This window comes from Antarctobacter sediminis, assembly GCF_019218285.1.
Taxonomy (GTDB): Bacteria; Pseudomonadota; Alphaproteobacteria; order Rhodobacterales; family Rhodobacteraceae; genus Antarctobacter; species Antarctobacter sediminis.
Genome location: NZ_JAHUZG010000009.1, coordinates 77455 through 95684 on the forward strand (window position 1 = coordinate 77455; position 18230 = coordinate 95684).

Consider the following 18230-nt stretch of genomic DNA (forward strand, 5'->3'; position numbering starts at 1 on the left):
AGGCGAGGCGAAGACAATGGCCGAATATATCACCCGGCGCGTGCTACAGGCATTGCTCGTGCTGACCGTCATGACGCTGCTGGTGTTTTTCGGCGTCAACGTCGTCGGAAACCCGGTCTACATCTTCGCCTCGTCCGAATGCGATCAGGCCTGCCTGACCGCGATCATCAAGGACCTTGGTCTGGATCAGCCGATTTGGCGGCAATACCTGACCTTTGTCGGCAACATGCTGCAAGGCGACATGGGCAAAAGCTTTACCCACGGGGTGCCTGCCTTGCACCTGATCTTTGAACGGCTGCCCGCCACGCTGGAACTGGCCTTTGCGGCGCTGGTTCTGGCGTTGGTCTTCGGCCTGCCGATGGGCGTCTACGCCGGGCTCCGTCCCGAGGGCTGGGGCGCCAAACTGATCATGAGCTTTTCCATGGTGGCTTTTTCGCTGCCGGTTTTCTGGATCGGCATCATCATGATCCTGACCTTCTCCGTGCAACTGGGCTGGATGCCCTCTGTCGGGCGGGGCGACACGCTGGATCTTGGCGTGGTTGAAACCAGCCTGCTGACGCTTGACGGGCTGCACCATCTGGCGATGCCGGCCTTTACCCTGTCGCTGATCATGATGGCGATGGTGATCCGGCTGGCCCGCGCCGGGATGCGCGAGGTCATGTTCACCGATTACATCAAGTTCGCCCGCGCCAATGGCGTGCCCGAACGCCGCGTTCTGGGCGTGCACGCGCTGAAGAATATCCTGATCCCCATCGTCACCGTTCTGGGGATGGAGTTCGGCGGCGTCATCGCCTTTGCCGTGGTGATCGAGTCGATCTTTTCATGGCCCGGCGTGGGCAAGATGCTGATCGATGCGATTGCCGTGCTGGACCGGCCGCTGATCGTGGCCTACCTGATCTGCGTCGTCTTCATGTTCGTGACGCTGAACCTGTTGGTCGACATCCTCTATTCGCTGCTGGATCCGCGCATTCGTCTTGGCGGAGGCCGGGCATGAGCGCCGTGACCACAGCCCCCGCCGCCGGATCGGCCCGTGATCTGACCCGCCGGTTCCTGTCCAACCCGGGCGCGGTGATCGCCCTGATCGTCTTTGTCGGTTTCTGCATCGCGGGCTTTGGCGCGCCATGGATCGCGCCGCAGAACCCCTATGACCTGCGGCAGGTCGATATCCTCGACAGCCTGATGCCGCCGGGATCGGAAAGCTTTACCGGCATGACCTATTGGCTGGGCACCGACGGGCAGGGGCGCGACATGCTGTCGGCCATGCTGTACGGCATCCGGATTTCGCTGGTCGTCGGGCTGGCCTCGGGTCTGCTGGCGCTGGCCCTTGGCACGCTGGTCGGGCTGGTGGCCGCCTATCGGCGCGGCTGGGTCGATACCGTGCTGATGCGTATCGTCGATTTGCAGCTGAGCTTTCCGACGATCCTTGTCGCGCTGATCCTGCTCGTGATCCTTGGCCGCGGCGTGGACAAGATCATCTTTGCGCTGGTGGTGGTGCAATGGGCCTATTTCGCCCGCACCGTGCGTGGTGTCGCGCTGGTCGAAGGCGCGCGTGATTACGTCGAAGCGGCGCGGGGCCTGCGGCTTGGCGGATTGCGCATTCTCCTGGGTCACATCCTGCCCAACTGCCTGCCGACCATGCTTGTCGTCGCCACCATGCAGATGGCCATGGCGATCTCACTGGAGGCGACGCTGAGCTTCCTCGGCCTTGGCCTGCCGCCCACGCGGCCCTCTCTGGGTCTGCTGATCGCCAATGGCTTCGACTACCTGCAATCCGGCCGCTACTGGATCTCGGTCCTTCCGGGGCTGGTGCTGCTGGCCATCATCATCAGCGTCAACGTGCTGGGCGACCGGCTGCGTGACGTGCTGAACCCGAGGCTGTGACCATGACCGCCGTTCTGGAACTTTGCGGGCTGCAAACCAGCTTTGTCACCCCCGCCGCCACCATTCACGCCCTGCGCGACCTGTCCCTGACCGTGGCGCGCGGTGAAATCCTTGGGCTTGTGGGCGAAAGCGGGTCCGGCAAATCGCTGACCGGATTTTCCATCAACCGCCTGATCAGCCCACCGGGACGGGTGACAAAGGGCGAGGTGCGCCTGCACGGGCAGAATATCCTGGCCTTGTCCGAACCCGAAATGCGGGGCCTGCGCGGGCGCAAGATCGCGATGATCTTTCAGGATCCGATGATGACGCTGAACCCGGTTTTGCGCATCGGCACCCAGATCCGGGACGCGCTGCTGGCGCATGAAAAGCTGGACAAGGCAGAGGTGCGCCGCCGCGCCATTGCCGCGCTGGACGAGGTGGGCATTCCCGCACCCGAGGATCGACTGTCGGCCTACCCTCACCAATTGTCCGGCGGGATGAGGCAGCGGGTGGCAATTGCCATCGCACTTTTGCATCAGCCCGACCTGATCATCGCGGACGAACCGACCACGGCGCTGGACGTGACCATTCAGGGCCAGATCCTTGCTCTGGTGCAGCGCCTGTGCCGGGATCGGGGCACGGCGCTGATCTGGATCAGCCATGACCTGGCCGTGGTGGCCGGTCTGGCGGACCGGGTTGCGGTCATGTACGCGGGCCGGATCGTCGAAGAGGGACCGGTGGATGACATCCTCGACGCGCCGGCGCATCCCTATACGCAGGGGCTGATTGCCTCGGTGCCGGTGCCCGGCCACCGGGGCGGGCGATTGCAGCAGATCCCCGGCCGGATGCCTGCGCTTTCCGATCTGCCGCCCGGCTGCGCCTTTGCGCCCCGTTGCCCCCGCGCGACCGAGGCCTGCGGAACAATGCCCGCGTTGACACCTGTCAACAGCACCCGCGCCGTGCGCTGTGTTCACCCGCTGACCGAGGGAGCCGAGGCATGAGCGAAACCGTCCTTTCCGTCCGCAACCTTGGCCGCCGCTTTGGCTCTGAGGGGGATTTCGTCACCCGCAGCTTGCGCCGAGTGGGCCTTGCGCCACCGCCTGCGGTGGTGCGTGCCGTCGAAGACGTGAGCTTTGATCTGAAACGCGGCGAAGTGCTTGGCGTTGTTGGAGAATCCGGCTGTGGGAAATCCACGCTGGGCCGTATGGTGGCGGGGCTGCTGGACCCAAGTTCGGGGACCATCGACCGCCCCGATACGGGGGGAAAGGCGCTGCCCATGCAGATGATCTTTCAGGATCCGTTCTCCTCGCTCAACCCCCGCAAACGGGTGAAAACCCTGATCGGAGAGGCCCCGCGCGTCCATCGCCTGACCTCACCCGCCGAGGCCGAAACCTATGTCGCCGAGCTGATGGAACGTTGCGGCATCGACCCCAGCTATGCGGACCGCTTTCCGCACGCCTTTTCCGGCGGTCAGCGGCAGCGCGTGGGCATCGCCCGTGCGCTGGCGGTGCAACCGGAAATCCTTGTCTGCGATGAGGCGGTCAGCGCGCTGGACGTGTCCATTCAGGCGCAGATCGTCAATCTTTTCATGGACCTGCGGGACGAGTTTGATCTGACTTACCTGTTCATCAGTCATGATTTGGGGATTGTCGAACATATCTCGGACCGGGTGCTGGTCATGTACCTTGGCCGCGTCGTCGAGATGGGCAGCGTCGACCGCATCTTTGACGCACCGGCGCACCCCTACACCCGTGCGCTGATCGAAGGGGTGCCGCGGCTGGACCGCCGCCGCACGGTCTATGCGCCGATCAAGGGCGACATTCCCTCACCGCTGAACCCGCCGTCAGGCTGCGCCTTTCATCCGCGCTGCCCGCTGGCGACCGACCTGTGCCGGGCCGAACGGCCCGAATTGCGCGACATGGGCGATGGCCGGCAGGCCGCCTGTCACCACGCCGAAGATTTGACCAAGGAAGGAGAGCCCCAGTGGCCAGCTACTCAGACCGGATGACCCGGTTCCGCAACAGCATTGACGGACAGGCAGACCTGATCTTTTTCCCGATCGGGACCGACCTCGACTACCTGACGGGCATTCACCGCGATATTCCCAACTATGGCCGCAACCTGCACCCCGGTCACTGGATCGAAGGCATGTGGATTGCACCGGGCCGCGAGCCGATCCTGACCCTGCCGCGCATGACTGCCGAATTTGGCAGCGCAGGCGGGATCGAGGGCGTCGACCTGCGTGTTCTGGGCGACTGGGACGACCCGGTGGAAATGGCGCGGGGTATCCTCAAGGATCTGGGCGTGGGCGAAGGTGCCACCGTTGCCGTATCCGAGGACGGCGAGGCCGAAACGCTGATGGAGCTGCAAAAGCTGCTGCCCGGCGTGGTTTTCGCCAATGGGACCAAGCTGTTGCGCCCCATTCGTGTCATCAAGGATCAGGACGAGATCGACCTTTTGCGCCGCGCGGGCGAGATCACGGAAAAGGCCTTTGCCGCGACGGTCAAGAACCTGAAATTCGGCATGACCGAATTGGAGATCAGCGCCGAGATCGACTATCAGATGAAGGCGCATGGCTCTTTGGGACCGTCCTTCACCACCTCGCTGTATAACTCCGGCCCGGATCATCCGCTGATCTTTGGTGACAAGCTGAAGACATGGCCGCGCAAGTTGGACAAACCGGTGTCCGTCAACTTTGACTTTGGCGCGGTGCTGGACGGCATGTGCTATGACTTTGGCCGGACCGTGGCCTTTGGCGCCCCGACCGAGGAACAGCGGCTGGTACACAAGCTGGTCATGGAAAGCCAGGCGGCGGGCATCGCCGCGCTGAAGGCCGGTGAAGTGACATGCGAGCAGGTCGACAAGGCGGCGCGAGACGTGCTGGAAGACGCCGGCTATGGCAAGGACTTCCGCCACCGCCTGGGCCACGGCATCGGCTGGGACGTGCACGAACCGCCCTTCCTGACCAAAGGGGACGAAACGCCGGTGCGCGAGGGCATGATCTTTACCATCGAGCCGTCGATCTTCCGCGATGGCGATTTCAGCGCCCGGGTCGAAGATTGCATCGTGGCCCGTCCGGGCGGCGGTGAGGCGCTGACAAGCGGCTTTCAAGAGCTGATCGTCATCGAATGACGCTGTTGCGCCCCCGGTTCACGGGGGCGCCCTGCCACGGGGGGGATGCCATGATCGATCTGTCGGGAAAAACCGTGCTTGTGACCGGCGGCGCGCGCGGGCTGGGCCGGGCCATTGCCGGAACCTTGGAACGGGCCGGGGCGCAGGTCTGTGTGCTGGATCTGCCGGAGGTTTTGCAGGAGGCTGCGCTGCCGACGGGTTGGCGCGCCATCGCGATGGACCTGACCGCCCCCGATGCCGAGACGGTATTGAACGCGGCGCTGACCGATCTGGGGGCCCTCGACATCCTGATCGCCAATGCCGGGATGGTGCCGCCGTGGCGGCGGATCGCGGCGCTGGATCTGGACGAATGGGACCGCGTCTTTGCGCTGAACGTGCGCGGCATGGCGCTCAGCCTGAAATGCACCGCGCCGTGGCTTGCGGCGGGTCAGGGCGCCGTGGTGCTCATGGCCTCGATCAACGGCTATACGGCGCATCCCGATCAGGCGCTTTATACGGCAACGAAACATGCGGTGCTTGGGCTGACCCGGGCGGCGGCGCTGGACATGGGCCGCGACGGCGTGCGGGTGAATGCGCTGGCGCCAGGGCCGATCCTGACCGACGCCTTGCAAGGGCGGATCGAGGCGCGCGCCGCGACTGGCGGCACACCTGCGGATCAGGCGATTGCCGCGCTTCGGTCCGAGACCGCGCTGGGGCGGCTGGCGACCGAGGAGGACGTGGCCCACGCCGCCTGTTTCCTTGCCTCGCCCCTCGCAGCCGGGATCACCGGCACCTGCCTGCCGGTCGAGGCCGGGCTGGCGTGACCCACATCTTCTGACCTTACGGGACTTCCATGACTGACACGACACCCGCCATCATCTGCGTGGCGATCACCGGATCCTTGCCGACCAAGGCCGACAATCCCGCCGTGCCGATCACGGTCAGCGAACAGGTTGAAAGCACCCATGCGGCATACGAGGCCGGGGCCACCATCTGCCATGCGCATGTGCGCAACGATGACGGCACCCCCAGTTCGGACCCGGAACGATTTGCGCGGCTCAAAGAGGGTCTGAACGCGCATTGCCCCGGCATGATCGTGCAGTTTTCCACTGGCGGCCGGTCTGGTGCGGGACAGGCGCGGGGCGGGATGCTGCCGCTCTGCCCGGAAATGGCCTCGCTTTCGGTCGGGTCGAATAATTTTCCGACGCGGGTCTATGAAAACCCGCCCGATCTGGTGCAGTGGCTGGCCGCCGAGATGCGCGAATACGGCATCAAACCCGAGATCGAGGCCTTTGACCTGAGCCACATCCTGCAAGCCCGCGCGATGATGGACCGGGGCGAATTGGCCGCGCCGCCTTACGTCCAGTTCGTCATGGGCGTGCGAAACGCCATGCCTGCGGATCGTGAGGTCTTTGATTTCTATGTGAAAACTCTGCGCCGCCTGTTTGGTGACGTGCCTTGGTGCGCCGCGGGCATCGGACGTCACCAGTTGGAACTGAACAGATGGGCGGCAGAGGCCGGTGGCCACCTGCGCACCGGGCTGGAGGACAATATCCGGCTGGACAAGACGCGACTGGCCCCGTCGAACGCCGCGCTGGTGGCGCGTGCCGTCGACATCTGCGCCGAGAGCGGGCGCCGCCCCGCCAGCCCGGCCGAAGCGCGCCGGATCCTCGGCCTGCCCGCAGCGGCCTGACCGGCGCGCGGGGCGGCTGTTTATGCCGCCCGCGCGCCCGCCGGGGCCGACCGGCCCAGCGGCACCATCATCGGGACAAGCGCCGCTGCGGCAAAGGCGATCTGCGCAAGGAAAATCCCGCCATAGGGGGCGGAGGTTGCGCCCGTGACCATCATCCAGATCTGGCTTGCGACCTCGAACAGTTCCAGCCCGGCCTCGGTCCCGATGATGACCACGAAGGCCAGCATCAGCCCGGCACCGCTGGACCGGTCACCCTGCGAAGACAACGCAAAGACCGCCGCCGTGGTCGCAAGACCGGTGCCAAAGCCCGTGACCGCGCGCGACCCGATGTAGAGCACCGGCTCCGGGATCGGCAAAAGCGCCAGAGAGATCACCCCCGGATAGGCGAGGTACAGGCTTAGCCCCGCGATGGCGCAAAGCACCCCGATCACCACCAGCAGGCGGTGCACGGCAAACCGGGCCAGCAGCGCCGTGGCCAACGCCGCCGCCGCAACCTGTGCAAGGCCCGCAAGGGTCGCACGGTCGGCGATCAGGGTGTTGGAGCAGGAATGCAGCACAAGGAACGACGTGTCGTAAAACCCGGTTGTGGCGATGTTCAGCAGGAACAGCATGGCAAAAAGCGCCATGACCTGCGGCGACAGGCGGCTTGGCGCGACCTGCCCCGCGTGCTGACGGCGCGACACCCACCAGAGCGCCGCAAGTGTCACGATCAGAAGCACCGAAAGATAAGGCACGCCCGTCGCCTTGAGCCCGGCAAGCGAAATCAGGATGGTCAGGGCCTGAAAGGCCAGCACGGCTGCAAGCCCCGCGGCCAGGATGCGCCCGCTCAGCACCGGTTTGCTGTCGCCTTGGCCGGTGGTCAGACGCGACCGCCACAGCCAAAGAACCGGCACCATCGCGGCGGTCACAAGGGCAAACCCGGCAAAGAAGGTGTCCAGCCCATAGCGCGGCGCGATGACCCGAACCAGTTGCGGGGTTGCGAGAAAGGCAAGCGGCATGGCCAGCGACCATGCCCCCAGCAACAGGCGCGATCCCCTGTCCCCGCCCAGCGTCGCCCAGTTCTGCGAAATCGGCGCCAGCGTTGCCAGGGCAAAGCCGATCAGCGGAAACAGCAGGATGACACCCGCGATCCGCGTGTCCACCGGCGGACGAAGCTGGAACAGACCCGCAAGACCAAGCGCCGCCAGCGCGGCCACCGCCGCCATGCCGATGGCCAGCGTGATCGGCGCGACACGCTGCATCAGCCACGGCGCGGCCAAAAGCGAAACCAGCACCGCGCCCATCAAAAGCTCTGTCACAGCAGCTGTGGATTCCACGGTGATGGACAGGAAACTGGCAAAGCTCGCCTCGGACATGAAGATCGACGAGGTGACAACGGACCGCAGTCCGTTGCCCAAAAGGATCATCACGGCCAGCAGGAGCAACCCGGCCTTAGTCATGCGCCGCCGCGTTCAGATGTTCGGCCAGCCGGATGCCAAGGGCCGAAACAGTCAGCGTGGGCGCGTTAACCGGACAGCTGACATGCGTGCTGGTGCCAAGGATATAAAGGTTGTCATGCTCATGGCTGCGCAGATCCGGCCCCACCACCGATTGCGCCGGATCTGTGCCCATGCGGGTCGTCCCGCCAATGATCGCGTTCGACAGATACGGCGTGTTGACCTGCACATCGGTCGCGCCCATGCGGTCCAGCACCTCGCGGCTGACCTTTTCCGCGACCTCCAGCCCCGCCTTGGAATAAGCGTCGACGGCGAAGGTGATCCGCGGTTTGGGGACACCGGCACTGTCCAACTGGTCGGACAGGGTGATGCGGTTATCGGCGACGCCCAGCGTTTCCGCCGAAGAGTTCAGCCGAACGTGCCGCGCGATCTGGTCGTTGAGCGCCGAAACCAGCGCCTCGCCCCGCAGACCCTGCTTGATCAGGGTTTGCGACAGCTTGGTCGCGTCGGAGTTCCCGCTCCACCCGTTGTTCATGAACGAGGTGCCGAAAGGCGCGTAATCCTTGCGGAAATCGCCATCACGATACTGGGTGATGCCGGATGTCTGCTGTGGCCCGCGGTAGGGAAAGACCGGATCGGTGACCGTGCCCCAGACGTCGATATTCCACTGCGAAACAAGGTAGCGGCCAACGTGGTCGTTGCCATTGGCCACGCCGTTCGGTGCGCCCTCTTGGCGCGAGTTCAACAAAAGGCGCGGCGTTTCGATGGCGTGGGCGGCCAGAACAAAGGTCCGGGCCGTCACCGTCTGCGTGCTGCCATCGGGGCGGCGGATCACCAGCCCGGACACACGGCGGTCAGCGTCCAGTTCAATCCGCGTCACAAGCGCCTGCAATTCGACCCTTGTGCCGGCGGCAACCGATTTGTCCATCTCGACCGAGCCGTCATACTTGGCATTGATCGGGCAGATCGGCACGCAGGTGTTGTTGCCGCAACAGGGCGGGCGGTTGTCATAGATGACCGAGTTGCGCGCATGCGAAAAGATGCCAGCGGTCAGATCCATGCCGTCCAGCGCCTTGGACTGGATTTCCTTGTCCATCCACGAGGCCGGAATGGGCGGCATCGGATAGGGGTCATCGGCCTCACGCGGGGCACCCCAGACATGGTTCGGATCCCCGGCAACGCCCCAGCGCCGCTCTGCCTGCTGGTAATAGGGTTGCAGATCCTCATAGCGGATCGGCCAGTCCGTGCCGCGCCCATAGAGCGTGGCGGCCTGAAAATCCTCGGGGCGCAGCCGATCTGCGAAACCGGTCCAGTGCCAAGTGGTGCCGCCGTAGATGCGCAGGTAGGCCCCCACGAATTCCGGGCCGCCCGCCTGATCGTAAAAGCTGCTGTAATCGGTGTCCGTCGGGTGGGGCGCGAAATCCTGAGACGGGTAGGGGGCCTGTGGTCCCTTGACCGGATTGGCGTAGAAATCGGCCAGATATTCGCCGCGCGTCTTGCGGCCGCCTGCCTCCAGCACCAGCACGTCGCGCCCGGCCTCGGCCAGGCTGCGCGACAGATGCGCGCCCCCCATGCCCGCGCCGACGATGACGATATCCGCTTCGAAATCGGCCATTACACCGTGCTCCACTCTGCTGCCCAATAGCCAAACTCCGGCCCGGCACAGAGGCCCGGCGCCTTGGCGAAAGACAAGGATTTCCAACCCAGAGACAGGGGATAGTTGACCACCCGTGCGTCGCTGTCGGATGGATCCGCCGACCCGGTGAACAGGGCGGCGGTCAGCCATTGCAGCTGTGCCTCGATCGTCGGGTCGTCTTGCGGGTCCAGCGCCGAGGCAAGGCCGTTGCGGGCCACATGGGCCGTCAGGCTGTCGACCGCGCCGGCACCGAATTTCGTCACGAACAGCTGTTCAACGCTTGTCAGCAGGGCAGGGGCAACTTCGACCGGTCCCGCCAGCGCATAGAGAAGCGAGGTAAAAAGCGCCGTGTCACGCGCCCTGTTCAATGACTGCGCCAGACCGGCAACGGGCATGACCGCAAGGGCGGCGGCGCTGCCCATCAGCGCGCGCCGCGTCAGACCCGCCCCCGTCATGGCGCCGACACAACGACAAAGCCGCGGGATTTGCCAGAACCGGAATCCGTCATCATCATGCCCGCGTGCAGGGTTTCGATGGTGATCCAGACCGGCGGATACTTGTATTTCGCCACGTCGAGGATCAGCACCGTGTCGGTTTCGGCATCGTAGGCCGCAACAGGAGAGATGTGGCCGTCGCCTTCCTGGGGCAGGGCCTTGCGCGAGTAATTGGCCACAAAACGGCTTTTGGGATCAGAAAGCGTCGCCTTGATCGCATCGCGCAGCCCGTCCACATCCACGTCCGATGCGAAATGATGCTCGGCCATCATGCCAAGGTTTTCGATGAATGTGTCCAGTTCGGCCAGTGTCAGCCCCTCATGTTCGACCATGGCATAGGGCTTCAGCTTTTGGTTGGCGTCGTTGAACAGCAGGTCCTGCGTGAACAATGTCCACGGATACAGGCGATCCGGTGCAGGGCGCGGGATGGCCAGCGCATTGGCCACGGCCGCCACCGTGGCCGGCCCGCAAAAGGTCACGACCTGCTCATATTCCAGATAGCTGGCAAGGCTGAAGTAATCGCCATGCAGTTCGGACTCCATGAACCGGGTCTGGCCCTCGGGGTCGGTCAGGTAGACAAGATCGGCGGCGGCGGCCTGCCCGATCAGGCCAAGACACAGCGCCAGCGCTGTCAGTTTTCGCTGAACCATTTTGCAATCTCCTCGATTTCGCTGTCGCTGAGCGGTTTGGCATAGGCCTGCATTACGTCCGCGGGACCGCCGGTACGGCGCCCGGCCCGATAAGCCTTGAGCGCGCTTTGCAGGTAATCGGCGCGTTGCCCGGCAAGGATCGGCACGCCCGCGACCAGCGGGTTGCCGTCCGCCGAATGGCAGGACACACAAGAGGACACGACGGCCGGAACAGCATCGTCCGCCAGCGCCGCACCCGGCAAGAGCAGCGCCAGCAGCGCCGGTTTATGCCATGATTTGAACATTCAACATCATCCCCAGGTCTTCGTGCGGTAGAATGTGACAGTGCATGACGAACCGACCGTCGAAATCGGTGAAACGCATGCGCAGGGTCACGGTGCCAGCGGCGGGCACGGCGATCGTGTCCTGCCAATGTTTGTGGTCCAGCGGTTCGCCGTTGATGGCGATCACCTGCATCGGGTTGACGTGCACATGGATCGGATGCGGGAAAGGGGTCAGGTTGACCAGTTCCCATTCCTCGGCCTCTCCCAGTTTGGCCACGATGTCATTGCGCTGGGGATCGAAGGGTTGACCGTTCAGCGTAAAGACCATGCCCTTGTACATGCCTTCGACATCCTGAGCGCCCAGTTCAATCTTGCGCTTGCGCACGACTTCGGCGTCGGTGATGTCTGTCAGGATCTTGTTCTTGGGCAGCGGGCCCGAGGGGATCTCGGTGCCCATTTTGACGCCCGCCGGAACGCGGTCTGTGTCCTTGGGCAGGACAATCACCTCGGCCATCCGGGCATCGGGGATCGCAGTCTTGCCCTGCATAAAGGCCGGGCGATCAAGGACATAGGTTCCCGGCGCGCCCGCCTTGACCATAAGGTTCATGCGGTTGCCCGGCGCGACAAAAATCTCCTTGGTTTCGCGCGCCTCGGGGTAGGGGTTGCCGTCAAAGCCGATTTCCCAGAGGTCCAGACCGTCAAGGTTCATGGGCAGGAACTGTTCATCGCCGGCATTGAGAATGCGCCAGTGCTGAACCTCGCCCTCGCGCATGTAGATCCGCGGTTTGTAGACACCGTTGATCAGCCAATATCGTTCCGAGGTGAGGTCCCAGATCGTGTCATAGCTGTCCAGTTCGTCGGTCGTCGTGTCGACCACCGGCGCCTGAAACACAAGCACCCGTTCGATTGCGGCCGCGACCTCGGGCACCTCGTCCAGCGTGCCCTGCACGATCATCATCCCGGCACAGCCCGACGCAACCTGAACCGCGACAGAGCCGTGCCGGTGCGGGTGATACCAGTAGTTGCCCGCCGGGTGGTCGTCCGGCAGCCGCACGACGTAGTTAAAGCTCTCACCCGGGTTGATCTGAAGATAGACGTTGTCCGAATTGCCCTTGGGGCTGACGTGAAATCCGTGGAAATGCAGATTTGTGGAATTGAATTCGTTTGGCGTGTTCAGAACCGGGGGAGAAGTATCCTTGTTCGGCGGCATATTGTTATGCAGCGTGATTTCCATCTCATCCCCGGGATTTACCCGGAAGGTGGGCGCGGGAATTTCGCCAAGATATGTGCGCAGCCGCGCCTTGGCATAGGGCAGTTCGATATCCGCCATTTCCATCGGAAGATCGAGCTGAAACCGCCCGCCGCTGGAAAGAACCTCGCGCGGGTTCTTCAGATCGTCCTCCATCTGCAAGGGGGACTGCGCGGGAACAGACGTCGCATCCTGCGCCAAGGCGGACCGCGAGTAGGCCGCCAGAACACCAATCCCGCCGGCGGCGGTGGCCCCCATCAACAAGGCGCGCCGCGTGAGCCGCCCGGACAGAGGCGACAGGGAGCTGATGTTGGTCATACAACCTATCCTTTAAATGAAATTCCGTGGCGTCAAGGTATCAGCCCTGCCAGACCCCGCAAGGAAAAATCCCGGACGATGCTTAAAGACTTGTAAGACGGCGCAGGGATTCGGGTGGTGAAATGGGAAAAACCTAAAGAAATGTAAACAAAATTGCCAATTTACCGGGTTTTTAACGGCTGCTTTCTGTCCCGGCTGGGCGGGATGGCAACCGTCCATTTCCAACCTCGGGAACACAGAGGCCATCCTTGCGGTAAATCTCCCTTAAGGTGAATCCGAAATTCCTCCGCCAAGCAAAGGCACAACGATCGACGGCGGCGCATCTGCCTCGGCACCCTGATCAGAGCCATCTTGGCATCGGCGGAAAATCTTCCCAAGGTGGCCGTGTCCCCCTCCCCCGGTCCGGCCATCGGCTTCACCGGCAATCTGGCAGATTGGGGCCGCGGGGAAATACATTGACCACAGGCCCATTCGGCGAAAGAGTGCCCCCAGAGGCGCGCGGATTTTGGCGCGCTGTTTTTTTGACACCCGAAAGGATTGAACATGGAATTGGCTTCCCGGCTTCGGACGGTCCGAAATTTGTGCCTTGGTGCCGCATCATTTCTGGCAATTTCCGTCACCACGGAACTGCATGCCGCCGAAACGGCAGAACAGGCCCTGCTGACGGACATTGCGCAGATGTACCAACTCTTGCTTGATTACCAGGTCGAACCACCCGCCGGTATTCTTGTCGCCGTGATGGGCGATGCCAGCTATATCGGCACGGTCGGAGAGGGACCGGACGGCGAAGCCCCCGCCGAGGACGGGATCTTTCGCATCGGGTCGATCTCGAAGGTGCTGGCCGGGCAGGTCATGGCGGCGATGATCGCCGAGGGCAAGATCCGGGCCGAAGATCCGGTCACCGATTACCTGCCGGATCTGCCCAATGCCAGCCTCAACGGCAAACCCCTTCGGCTGATCGACCTCGCCGGTCAGGCCGCCGGGCTGCCGCGCGACCTGCCGGTGACACCGAAGCCGGGCGAAACCGTGGACATGGCCAAGACCCTGCCCGCGATCCAAGACTGGATGTCCGGCAACGCGCTGATGTTCGAACCCGGTTCGCGCCTGTTCTATTCCAACTTTGGCTACCAGATCCTTGGCGCGGCCCTTGGGGCGGCCAATGGCACCACCTACGGCGAGGCGCTTGCGCAATATGTGACCGGCCCGCTGGGGATGCCGGACACCGCCAATACCGTCGCCCCCGAGGCGATGGACCGTGTGATCCCGGCCTTTTTCTTCGATGAAAGCGAATTGCCCATGGTCGACGGTAGCGATCTTGTCGGCGCATCCGGAGGCATTTTCACCACCGCGCTGGATATTGAAACATGGCTGCGCTGGAATCTCGCACAGGATGCCGATCCGGTGCGAGACATCTTTCACACGCCACATGCCAACCGCGAGGCCTATGCCTCGGTGTCGTTGATGGATGAATCCGGCCCGCTGGACGCGATGGGACTGGGCTGGGTCTTTATGAAGGGCACGGATTACACCCCGTTCACCATCCAAAAGGCCGGCGCGCATGCAGGCTATATGGCCTATGTCGCCATGGCGCCGGAACGTCAGGCAGCGGTTTTCATGGGCATCAACCAATATGAATTCACCAAGGACATTGCGATGACCGAATTGGTGAATTCGATGCTGGCCAGCCTGCCGGGCGCGATGGACTGAACAGAATGCGGCCAAGGCCCCGCCTGACGGGTCACTTGGCCGAACCGCCCGGCGCGGGGCCAAAGGTTTCAAAGCGGATATGTTCGGGCGGCACGCCCGCGTCCTCCAGCCCCTGCGTCAGCTCAGCGACAAAGCCGGTTGGCCCGCACAGCATGTATCGCGCGTCCGGGCCCGCCAGCAAACCCAGCACATCCTGAACGGTCACCCGCCCGGCCATATCAAAATCACGCCCCGGCACATCGCCCGGGTCGGGCTGACTGTAAAACAGGCGCTGCCGCAGATGCGGGTGGCTGGCCACCAGCCCTGCGATCTCGGCGCGATGGGCATGGCTGCGGCCGTTCCGGGCACCGTGAATGAACCAAGCGGGCCGACCGCTGGCCGCCGCGCCATGTAGCAGCGACAGCATGGGTGTCAGACCGACACCGGCGCCGACCAGAACAAGCACAGAGCTTTTGCCCCCGTCGTCGGCGGTGAACTCTCCGGTCGGGGACTGCGCCTCGATCACATCGCCGATCTGTAACCGATCGTGCAGGGCGCGTGACATCACCCCCTGCGGCTCTCGCTTGACGCTTAGCCGGTACAGCGGATCGGTCGGCGCGCCAGACAGGGAATAGCTGCGGCTGACGGGCGCTGTCTGTCCGGGGATCCGCAGGGTGATCGGAAGATGTTGACCGGGCGAAAACGGTTCAAGCGCGCGCCCGTCCGCCGGAGCAAAGTAAAACGCCGTGACCGTATCGCTTTCCTGCTGCCGCCGCTCCAGCCGCAACCGGCGCCTGCGATGATCCAGACGCGCCCACCGCAGGGACAGCGCGGCGGGACGGTCCAGCACTGTTTCGATCTCGACCGTGATCATGCGCCATGCGTCGGGATCATGCGCCCCGACAGGCGACCAATCGACCGTCGCACGCCCGCTGAGATGCAAAAGACCGCCGGTTTCGAAATCCACAAAGACCAGCCCAACACGCGGATCGGCGATGATATTGCCGATCGTGTTGAAGAAATTATTGCCCATGTAGTCCGGTATTTGCAGTTGGGTCGGGCTGGTGACGCGGACAAATCCGGGCGCGCCACCACGGTGCGACGCATCATAGCCGTTGGAGGCCAGCGGTTTTGACACGTGATGGCCGGATCCGATGAACAAAGTATCCGCCGCATGGATGCGGTCGATTTGCGCGGGGGTCAGTTTGCTCGACCGACGGGGGGCCAAAGGCCTGTTCGGCACCCGCGCAAGGCTGCGTTCGTGGATGTATTGCGGGCAATTGCCAAAGGTCTGGGCCATCGCGATCAAATAGCCCCCGGCTTGCGCGGAGACCGAACCGCTGAACCGGTTGCGGCGGCGCGTGGCAAGGTCGATCCCCACCGCGCCGATCTGGCCGCCGGCGGCAAAACGGCTGTGGAGCGGGTCGGCCTGCGGAACCTCTGTTGCCAGATGCAGATGGCGCGGATCGGGCGAGGTCACGAACCCGTCGGATCCTTCGATCACGCTGACCCATGTCCGGCCCTCGGGATCGCCACCGGCAACAACAAGGAAGGGCAGCGCGGTGTGAAAAGCGCGGTGCTGTTCGGGCAGGTGATCGCGGATAAAACCACCGGCCCATTGCGCCACGTCCCCGACGCCTGCGCGCTCTTGCGCCGCGCGTTCACCGTGGTGGAACGGGTTTTCAACAGTCTTGGTCATCATGGGAACCTCTGGACAGACGAAAAGGCCGGGGCGCCGAACCCCGGCCGGGGCACTACGCCAGTTCGGGCAGGGGCGAGGTGGCCATGGCAACAAAGCCTTTCTGCGCCTCGATCCGCGCAAGCCAGGCCCGGAGGTTCGGATAGGGGGCCAGATCAACCCCGCCTTCGGGCGCATGAGCAATATAGCTGTAGCCCGCAACATCGGCGATTGTGATGACCTCTGCCGCCAGCCAGTCACGTCCGGCCAGATGCGCTTCCATCACGGCAAACAGCGCATGCGCCTTTTGCACGGCGGCCGAATGGTCATGCGCGGTTCCAAAAACCTTGACCAGACGCGCCGCAGCCGGTCCCGAATAGATATTGTCGGCGGCAACGCTCAGCCAGCGCTGCACCTCGGCCAGCGCCTTGGGGTCACCGGGCAACCAGGACGTGCCCTTGGCATAGGCCTGCACAAGGTAGACCAGGATCGCATTGCTGTCCGACAGGGTATAGCCGTTGTCATCGATGGCAGGGACAAGGCCGAAGGGGCTGATCTTGAGGTACTCGGGCGCCTTGTGCGCGCCGTTCGCCATGTCGAGATCGACAGTTTGATAAGGCAGACCGAGAAAGGACAGCATCAGTTCGACGCGATGACAATGGCCGGACTTGGGGTTCCGATACAGTTTGATGGGGGTCATGGGCTTTCCTTGGTGTTGTTGGATGCCCTGCAAGCTAATTTGCGCCACCATTCGAATTAATATACCCAATGCAAAAGGTACTATTCCACAAGTTGATGCTAATCGGATCTCATGGACCGTCTGCAAAGCCTGGAAGTCTTTATCGCCGTGGCCGAAGCCCAAAGCTTTGCCGAAGGCGCGCGCCGCATGGGATTAAGCGCGCCATCCGCCACGCGGGGTGTCAACGCCCTGGAAGAGCGCCTTGGCGCACGGCTGTTCACGCGCACCACGCGGCGGGTGCGGCTGACCGATGTGGGGCGGGCCTATCTGGAGGACGCACGCCACATCCTTGCCCAGCTTCAGGCGGCGGACGATGCGGCGGCGGGCGCGGCCTCCAACCCCAAGGGCGAACTGCGGCTCACCTGTTCCAATGAATTCGGGCGCATCTATGTGACCCCGATCCTGACCGAATTCCTGAACACCCATCCTGAGGTTTCCGCCGATGTGGTCATGGTCGACCGCGTGGTGAACATGGTCGAAGAAGGGTATGATGTCGCCGTGCGGATCGGCCCGCTGCCGCCATCCGGCCTTGTGGCCGTGCGCGTAGGCAGCGTGCGCCGGATCGTCTGCGGCGCGCCCGGATATTTCGAAACCCACGGCATCCCCCAAGACCCGGCGGACCTGATCCGGCATCAGATCGCGGTCGCGGCGCCTGTCAGCCCGGTGACCGAATGGCGTTTCGGTCGCGACCAGTCACAGGTGGTTCGGGTTACGCCGCGCCTGCGGCTCAGCAGCGTGGCGGCGGCGATTTCGGTTGCGCGCGAAGGCTGGGGACTGACGCGGGTGCTGTCCTACCAAGTGGGGCCGGATCTGATCGACGGTCGACTGCAAAGCGTTCTGGAGGACTTTGAGCCGGAACCCCTGCCGATTCACCTGGTGCATGTCGAAGGCCGGCGCGCCCCGGCCAAGGTCCGCAGCTTTATCGACCTTGCCAAGGCGCGACTGCGCGCTGTCGCCGTATTGCAATGACCGGGCGACAGGCGGGGATCATGCCGGGACGGCACTCGGCCTGGCCCGTTCGAACATCCCGAAAAGATCTCGCGGGTCGTCCGGGTCGGCAATCATGTCCAGCCGGGTGAAATAGGGCGTGCCCCGGATCGCACGCGCGACATAGCGCAGGGCGCTGAAATCCTCGATGGCAAAACCCACACTGTCGAACAGGGTGATTTGCCGGTGCTCCGTGCGTCCCGGGGCCTGACCCGCGATGACCTGCCAGAGCTCGGTCACCGGGTGATCGGGGGCCAGTTGCTGGATTTCGCCTTCGATCCGGGTTTGTGGCGGGTATTCGACAAAGATCGACGCGCGCATCAGGATGTCCCGGTGCAGCTCTGTCTTGCCGGGGCAATCGCCACCGATGGCATTCACGTGGACACCGGCCCCAACCATATTGTCGGTCAGGATCGTCGCATATTGTTTG

At 63.8% G+C, this 18230-nt stretch carries 18 protein-coding genes; 9 read left to right on the forward strand and 9 right to left on the reverse strand.

Going from position 1 to position 18230, the window contains the following annotated elements:
* Positions 1–16 precede the first annotated feature (16 nt).
* From KJP30_RS24020 to KJP30_RS24050, 7 genes are read left to right on the forward strand one after another with little or no spacing between them, the layout of a single operon-like run.
* Positions 17–994, forward strand: coding sequence for an ABC transporter permease (locus KJP30_RS24020; protein WP_218452087.1), 978 nt, complete (start codon positions 17–19; stop codon positions 992–994).
* Positions 991–1881, forward strand: a complete 891-nt coding sequence (locus KJP30_RS24025) for an ABC transporter permease (RefSeq protein ID WP_218452088.1) — start codon at positions 991–993, stop codon at positions 1879–1881. Before KJP30_RS24020 ends, KJP30_RS24025 begins: the two co-directional genes overlap by 4 nt.
* Before the next feature lie 2 nt (positions 1882–1883).
* Positions 1884–2861, forward strand: coding sequence for an ABC transporter ATP-binding protein (locus KJP30_RS24030; protein ID WP_218452089.1), 978 nt, complete (start codon positions 1884–1886; stop codon positions 2859–2861).
* Positions 2858–3868: an ABC transporter ATP-binding protein gene (locus KJP30_RS24035; protein ID WP_218452090.1), complete on the forward strand. Its 1011-nt coding sequence runs from the start codon at positions 2858–2860 to the stop codon at positions 3866–3868. Before KJP30_RS24030 ends, KJP30_RS24035 begins: the two co-directional genes overlap by 4 nt.
* A complete protein-coding gene (locus KJP30_RS24040; RefSeq protein WP_218452091.1) occupies positions 3844–4992 on the forward strand; it encodes a M24 family metallopeptidase in 1149 nt (382 codons plus the stop codon). The genes KJP30_RS24035 and KJP30_RS24040 overlap by 25 nt, the downstream gene beginning before the upstream one ends.
* Positions 4993–5042: 50 nt before the next feature.
* Complete coding sequence (locus tag KJP30_RS24045; protein ID WP_218452092.1) at positions 5043–5795, forward strand: SDR family NAD(P)-dependent oxidoreductase; 753 nt, start codon at positions 5043–5045, stop codon at positions 5793–5795.
* Positions 5796–5824: 29 nt separating this feature from the next.
* A complete protein-coding gene (locus KJP30_RS24050; protein ID WP_218452093.1) occupies positions 5825–6664 on the forward strand; it encodes a 3-oxoadipate:acetyl-CoA acetyltransferase in 840 nt (279 codons plus the stop codon).
* Positions 6665–6684: 20 nt separating this feature from the next.
* Here the strand turns inward: KJP30_RS24050 and KJP30_RS24055 are convergent, their stop codons facing one another.
* Genes KJP30_RS24055 through KJP30_RS24080 form a run of 6 tightly spaced genes read right to left on the reverse strand, consistent with a single transcriptional unit; the run spans position 6685 to position 12710 of the window.
* Positions 6685–8103, reverse strand: a complete 1419-nt coding sequence (locus KJP30_RS24055) for a hypothetical protein (protein WP_218452094.1) — start codon at positions 8101–8103, stop codon at positions 6685–6687.
* Positions 8096–9715 carry a GMC oxidoreductase gene (locus KJP30_RS24060; protein ID WP_218452095.1) on the reverse strand — a complete coding sequence of 540 codons (1620 nt, stop codon included), beginning with the start codon at positions 9713–9715 and terminating at the stop codon, positions 8096–8098. Before KJP30_RS24060 ends, KJP30_RS24055 begins: the two co-directional genes overlap by 8 nt.
* Positions 9715–10191 carry a hypothetical protein gene (locus KJP30_RS24065; protein ID WP_218452096.1) on the reverse strand — a complete coding sequence of 159 codons (477 nt, stop codon included), beginning with the start codon at positions 10189–10191 and terminating at the stop codon, positions 9715–9717. The genes KJP30_RS24060 and KJP30_RS24065 overlap by 1 nt, the downstream gene beginning before the upstream one ends.
* Entirely contained in the window at positions 10188–10880 is a 693-nt protein-coding gene (locus KJP30_RS24070) for a phytochelatin synthase family protein (protein ID WP_218452097.1), read from the reverse strand. The genes KJP30_RS24065 and KJP30_RS24070 overlap by 4 nt, the downstream gene beginning before the upstream one ends.
* Entirely contained in the window at positions 10862–11164 is a 303-nt protein-coding gene (locus KJP30_RS24075; protein WP_218452098.1) for a c-type cytochrome, read from the reverse strand. Before KJP30_RS24075 ends, KJP30_RS24070 begins: the two co-directional genes overlap by 19 nt.
* Complete coding sequence (locus KJP30_RS24080; protein ID WP_246594733.1) at positions 11145–12710, reverse strand: multicopper oxidase family protein; 1566 nt, start codon at positions 12708–12710, stop codon at positions 11145–11147. Before KJP30_RS24080 ends, KJP30_RS24075 begins: the two co-directional genes overlap by 20 nt.
* Positions 12711–13253: 543 nt before the next feature.
* On the opposite strand from KJP30_RS24080, the gene KJP30_RS24085 reads away from it, so the two are divergent.
* Positions 13254–14417, forward strand: coding sequence for a serine hydrolase (locus KJP30_RS24085; RefSeq protein WP_218452099.1), 1164 nt, complete (start codon positions 13254–13256; stop codon positions 14415–14417).
* Between the two features lie 31 nt (positions 14418–14448).
* On the opposite strand, the gene KJP30_RS24090 is transcribed toward KJP30_RS24085, so the two are convergent.
* Both KJP30_RS24090 and KJP30_RS24095 read right to left on the reverse strand, forming a co-directional pair.
* Positions 14449–16095, reverse strand: coding sequence for an FAD-binding oxidoreductase (locus tag KJP30_RS24090; protein WP_218452100.1), 1647 nt, complete (start codon positions 16093–16095; stop codon positions 14449–14451).
* Between the two features lie 55 nt (positions 16096–16150).
* Entirely contained in the window at positions 16151–16774 is a 624-nt protein-coding gene (locus KJP30_RS24095) for a glutathione S-transferase family protein (protein ID WP_218452101.1), read from the reverse strand.
* 111 nt (positions 16775–16885) lie between these two features.
* Between KJP30_RS24095 and KJP30_RS24100 the strand changes: the two genes are divergently transcribed.
* The gene (locus KJP30_RS24100; protein WP_218452102.1) at positions 16886–17782 is read left to right on the forward strand and encodes a LysR family transcriptional regulator; all 897 of its coding nucleotides are present in this window, start codon (positions 16886–16888) and stop codon (positions 17780–17782) included.
* An 18-nt stretch (positions 17783–17800) separates the two neighbouring features.
* On the opposite strand, the gene KJP30_RS24105 is transcribed toward KJP30_RS24100, so the two are convergent.
* Positions 17801–18230, reverse strand: a 430-nt coding sequence (locus KJP30_RS24105; RefSeq protein ID WP_485020616.1) for a Rossmann-fold NAD(P)-binding domain-containing protein, incomplete at its 5' end; no start/stop codon positions are given.

Excerpts from the sequence above, each read along its gene's own strand:
- KJP30_RS24020 (WP_218452087.1), top strand. The coding sequence starts at position 17 with ATGGCCGAATATATCACCCGGCGCGTGCTACAGGCATTGCTCGTGCTG.
- KJP30_RS24025 (WP_218452088.1), top strand. The coding sequence starts at position 991 with ATGAGCGCCGTGACCACAGCCCCCGCCGCCGGATCGGCCCGTGATCTG.
- KJP30_RS24030 (WP_218452089.1), top strand. The coding sequence starts at position 1,884 with ATGACCGCCGTTCTGGAACTTTGCGGGCTGCAAACCAGCTTTGTCACC.
- KJP30_RS24035 (WP_218452090.1), top strand. The coding sequence starts at position 2,858 with ATGAGCGAAACCGTCCTTTCCGTCCGCAACCTTGGCCGCCGCTTTGGC.
- KJP30_RS24045 (WP_218452092.1), top strand. The coding sequence starts at position 5,043 with ATGATCGATCTGTCGGGAAAAACCGTGCTTGTGACCGGCGGCGCGCGC.
- KJP30_RS24050 (WP_218452093.1), top strand. The coding sequence starts at position 5,825 with ATGACTGACACGACACCCGCCATCATCTGCGTGGCGATCACCGGATCC.
- KJP30_RS24055 (WP_218452094.1), bottom strand. The coding sequence starts at position 8,103 with ATGACTAAGGCCGGGTTGCTCCTGCTGGCCGTGATGATCCTTTTGGGC.
- KJP30_RS24060 (WP_218452095.1), bottom strand. The coding sequence starts at position 9,715 with ATGGCCGATTTCGAAGCGGATATCGTCATCGTCGGCGCGGGCATGGGG.
- KJP30_RS24065 (WP_218452096.1), bottom strand. The coding sequence starts at position 10,191 with ATGACGGGGGCGGGTCTGACGCGGCGCGCGCTGATGGGCAGCGCCGCC.
- KJP30_RS24070 (WP_218452097.1), bottom strand. The coding sequence starts at position 10,880 with ATGGTTCAGCGAAAACTGACAGCGCTGGCGCTGTGTCTTGGCCTGATC.
- KJP30_RS24075 (WP_218452098.1), bottom strand. The coding sequence starts at position 11,164 with ATGTTCAAATCATGGCATAAACCGGCGCTGCTGGCGCTGCTCTTGCCG.
- KJP30_RS24080 (WP_246594733.1), bottom strand. The coding sequence starts at position 12,710 with ATGACCAACATCAGCTCCCTGTCGCCTCTGTCCGGGCGGCTCACGCGG.
- KJP30_RS24085 (WP_218452099.1), top strand. The coding sequence starts at position 13,254 with ATGGAATTGGCTTCCCGGCTTCGGACGGTCCGAAATTTGTGCCTTGGT.
- KJP30_RS24090 (WP_218452100.1), bottom strand. The coding sequence starts at position 16,095 with ATGACCAAGACTGTTGAAAACCCGTTCCACCACGGTGAACGCGCGGCG.
- KJP30_RS24095 (WP_218452101.1), bottom strand. The coding sequence starts at position 16,774 with ATGACCCCCATCAAACTGTATCGGAACCCCAAGTCCGGCCATTGTCAT.
- KJP30_RS24100 (WP_218452102.1), top strand. The coding sequence starts at position 16,886 with ATGGACCGTCTGCAAAGCCTGGAAGTCTTTATCGCCGTGGCCGAAGCC.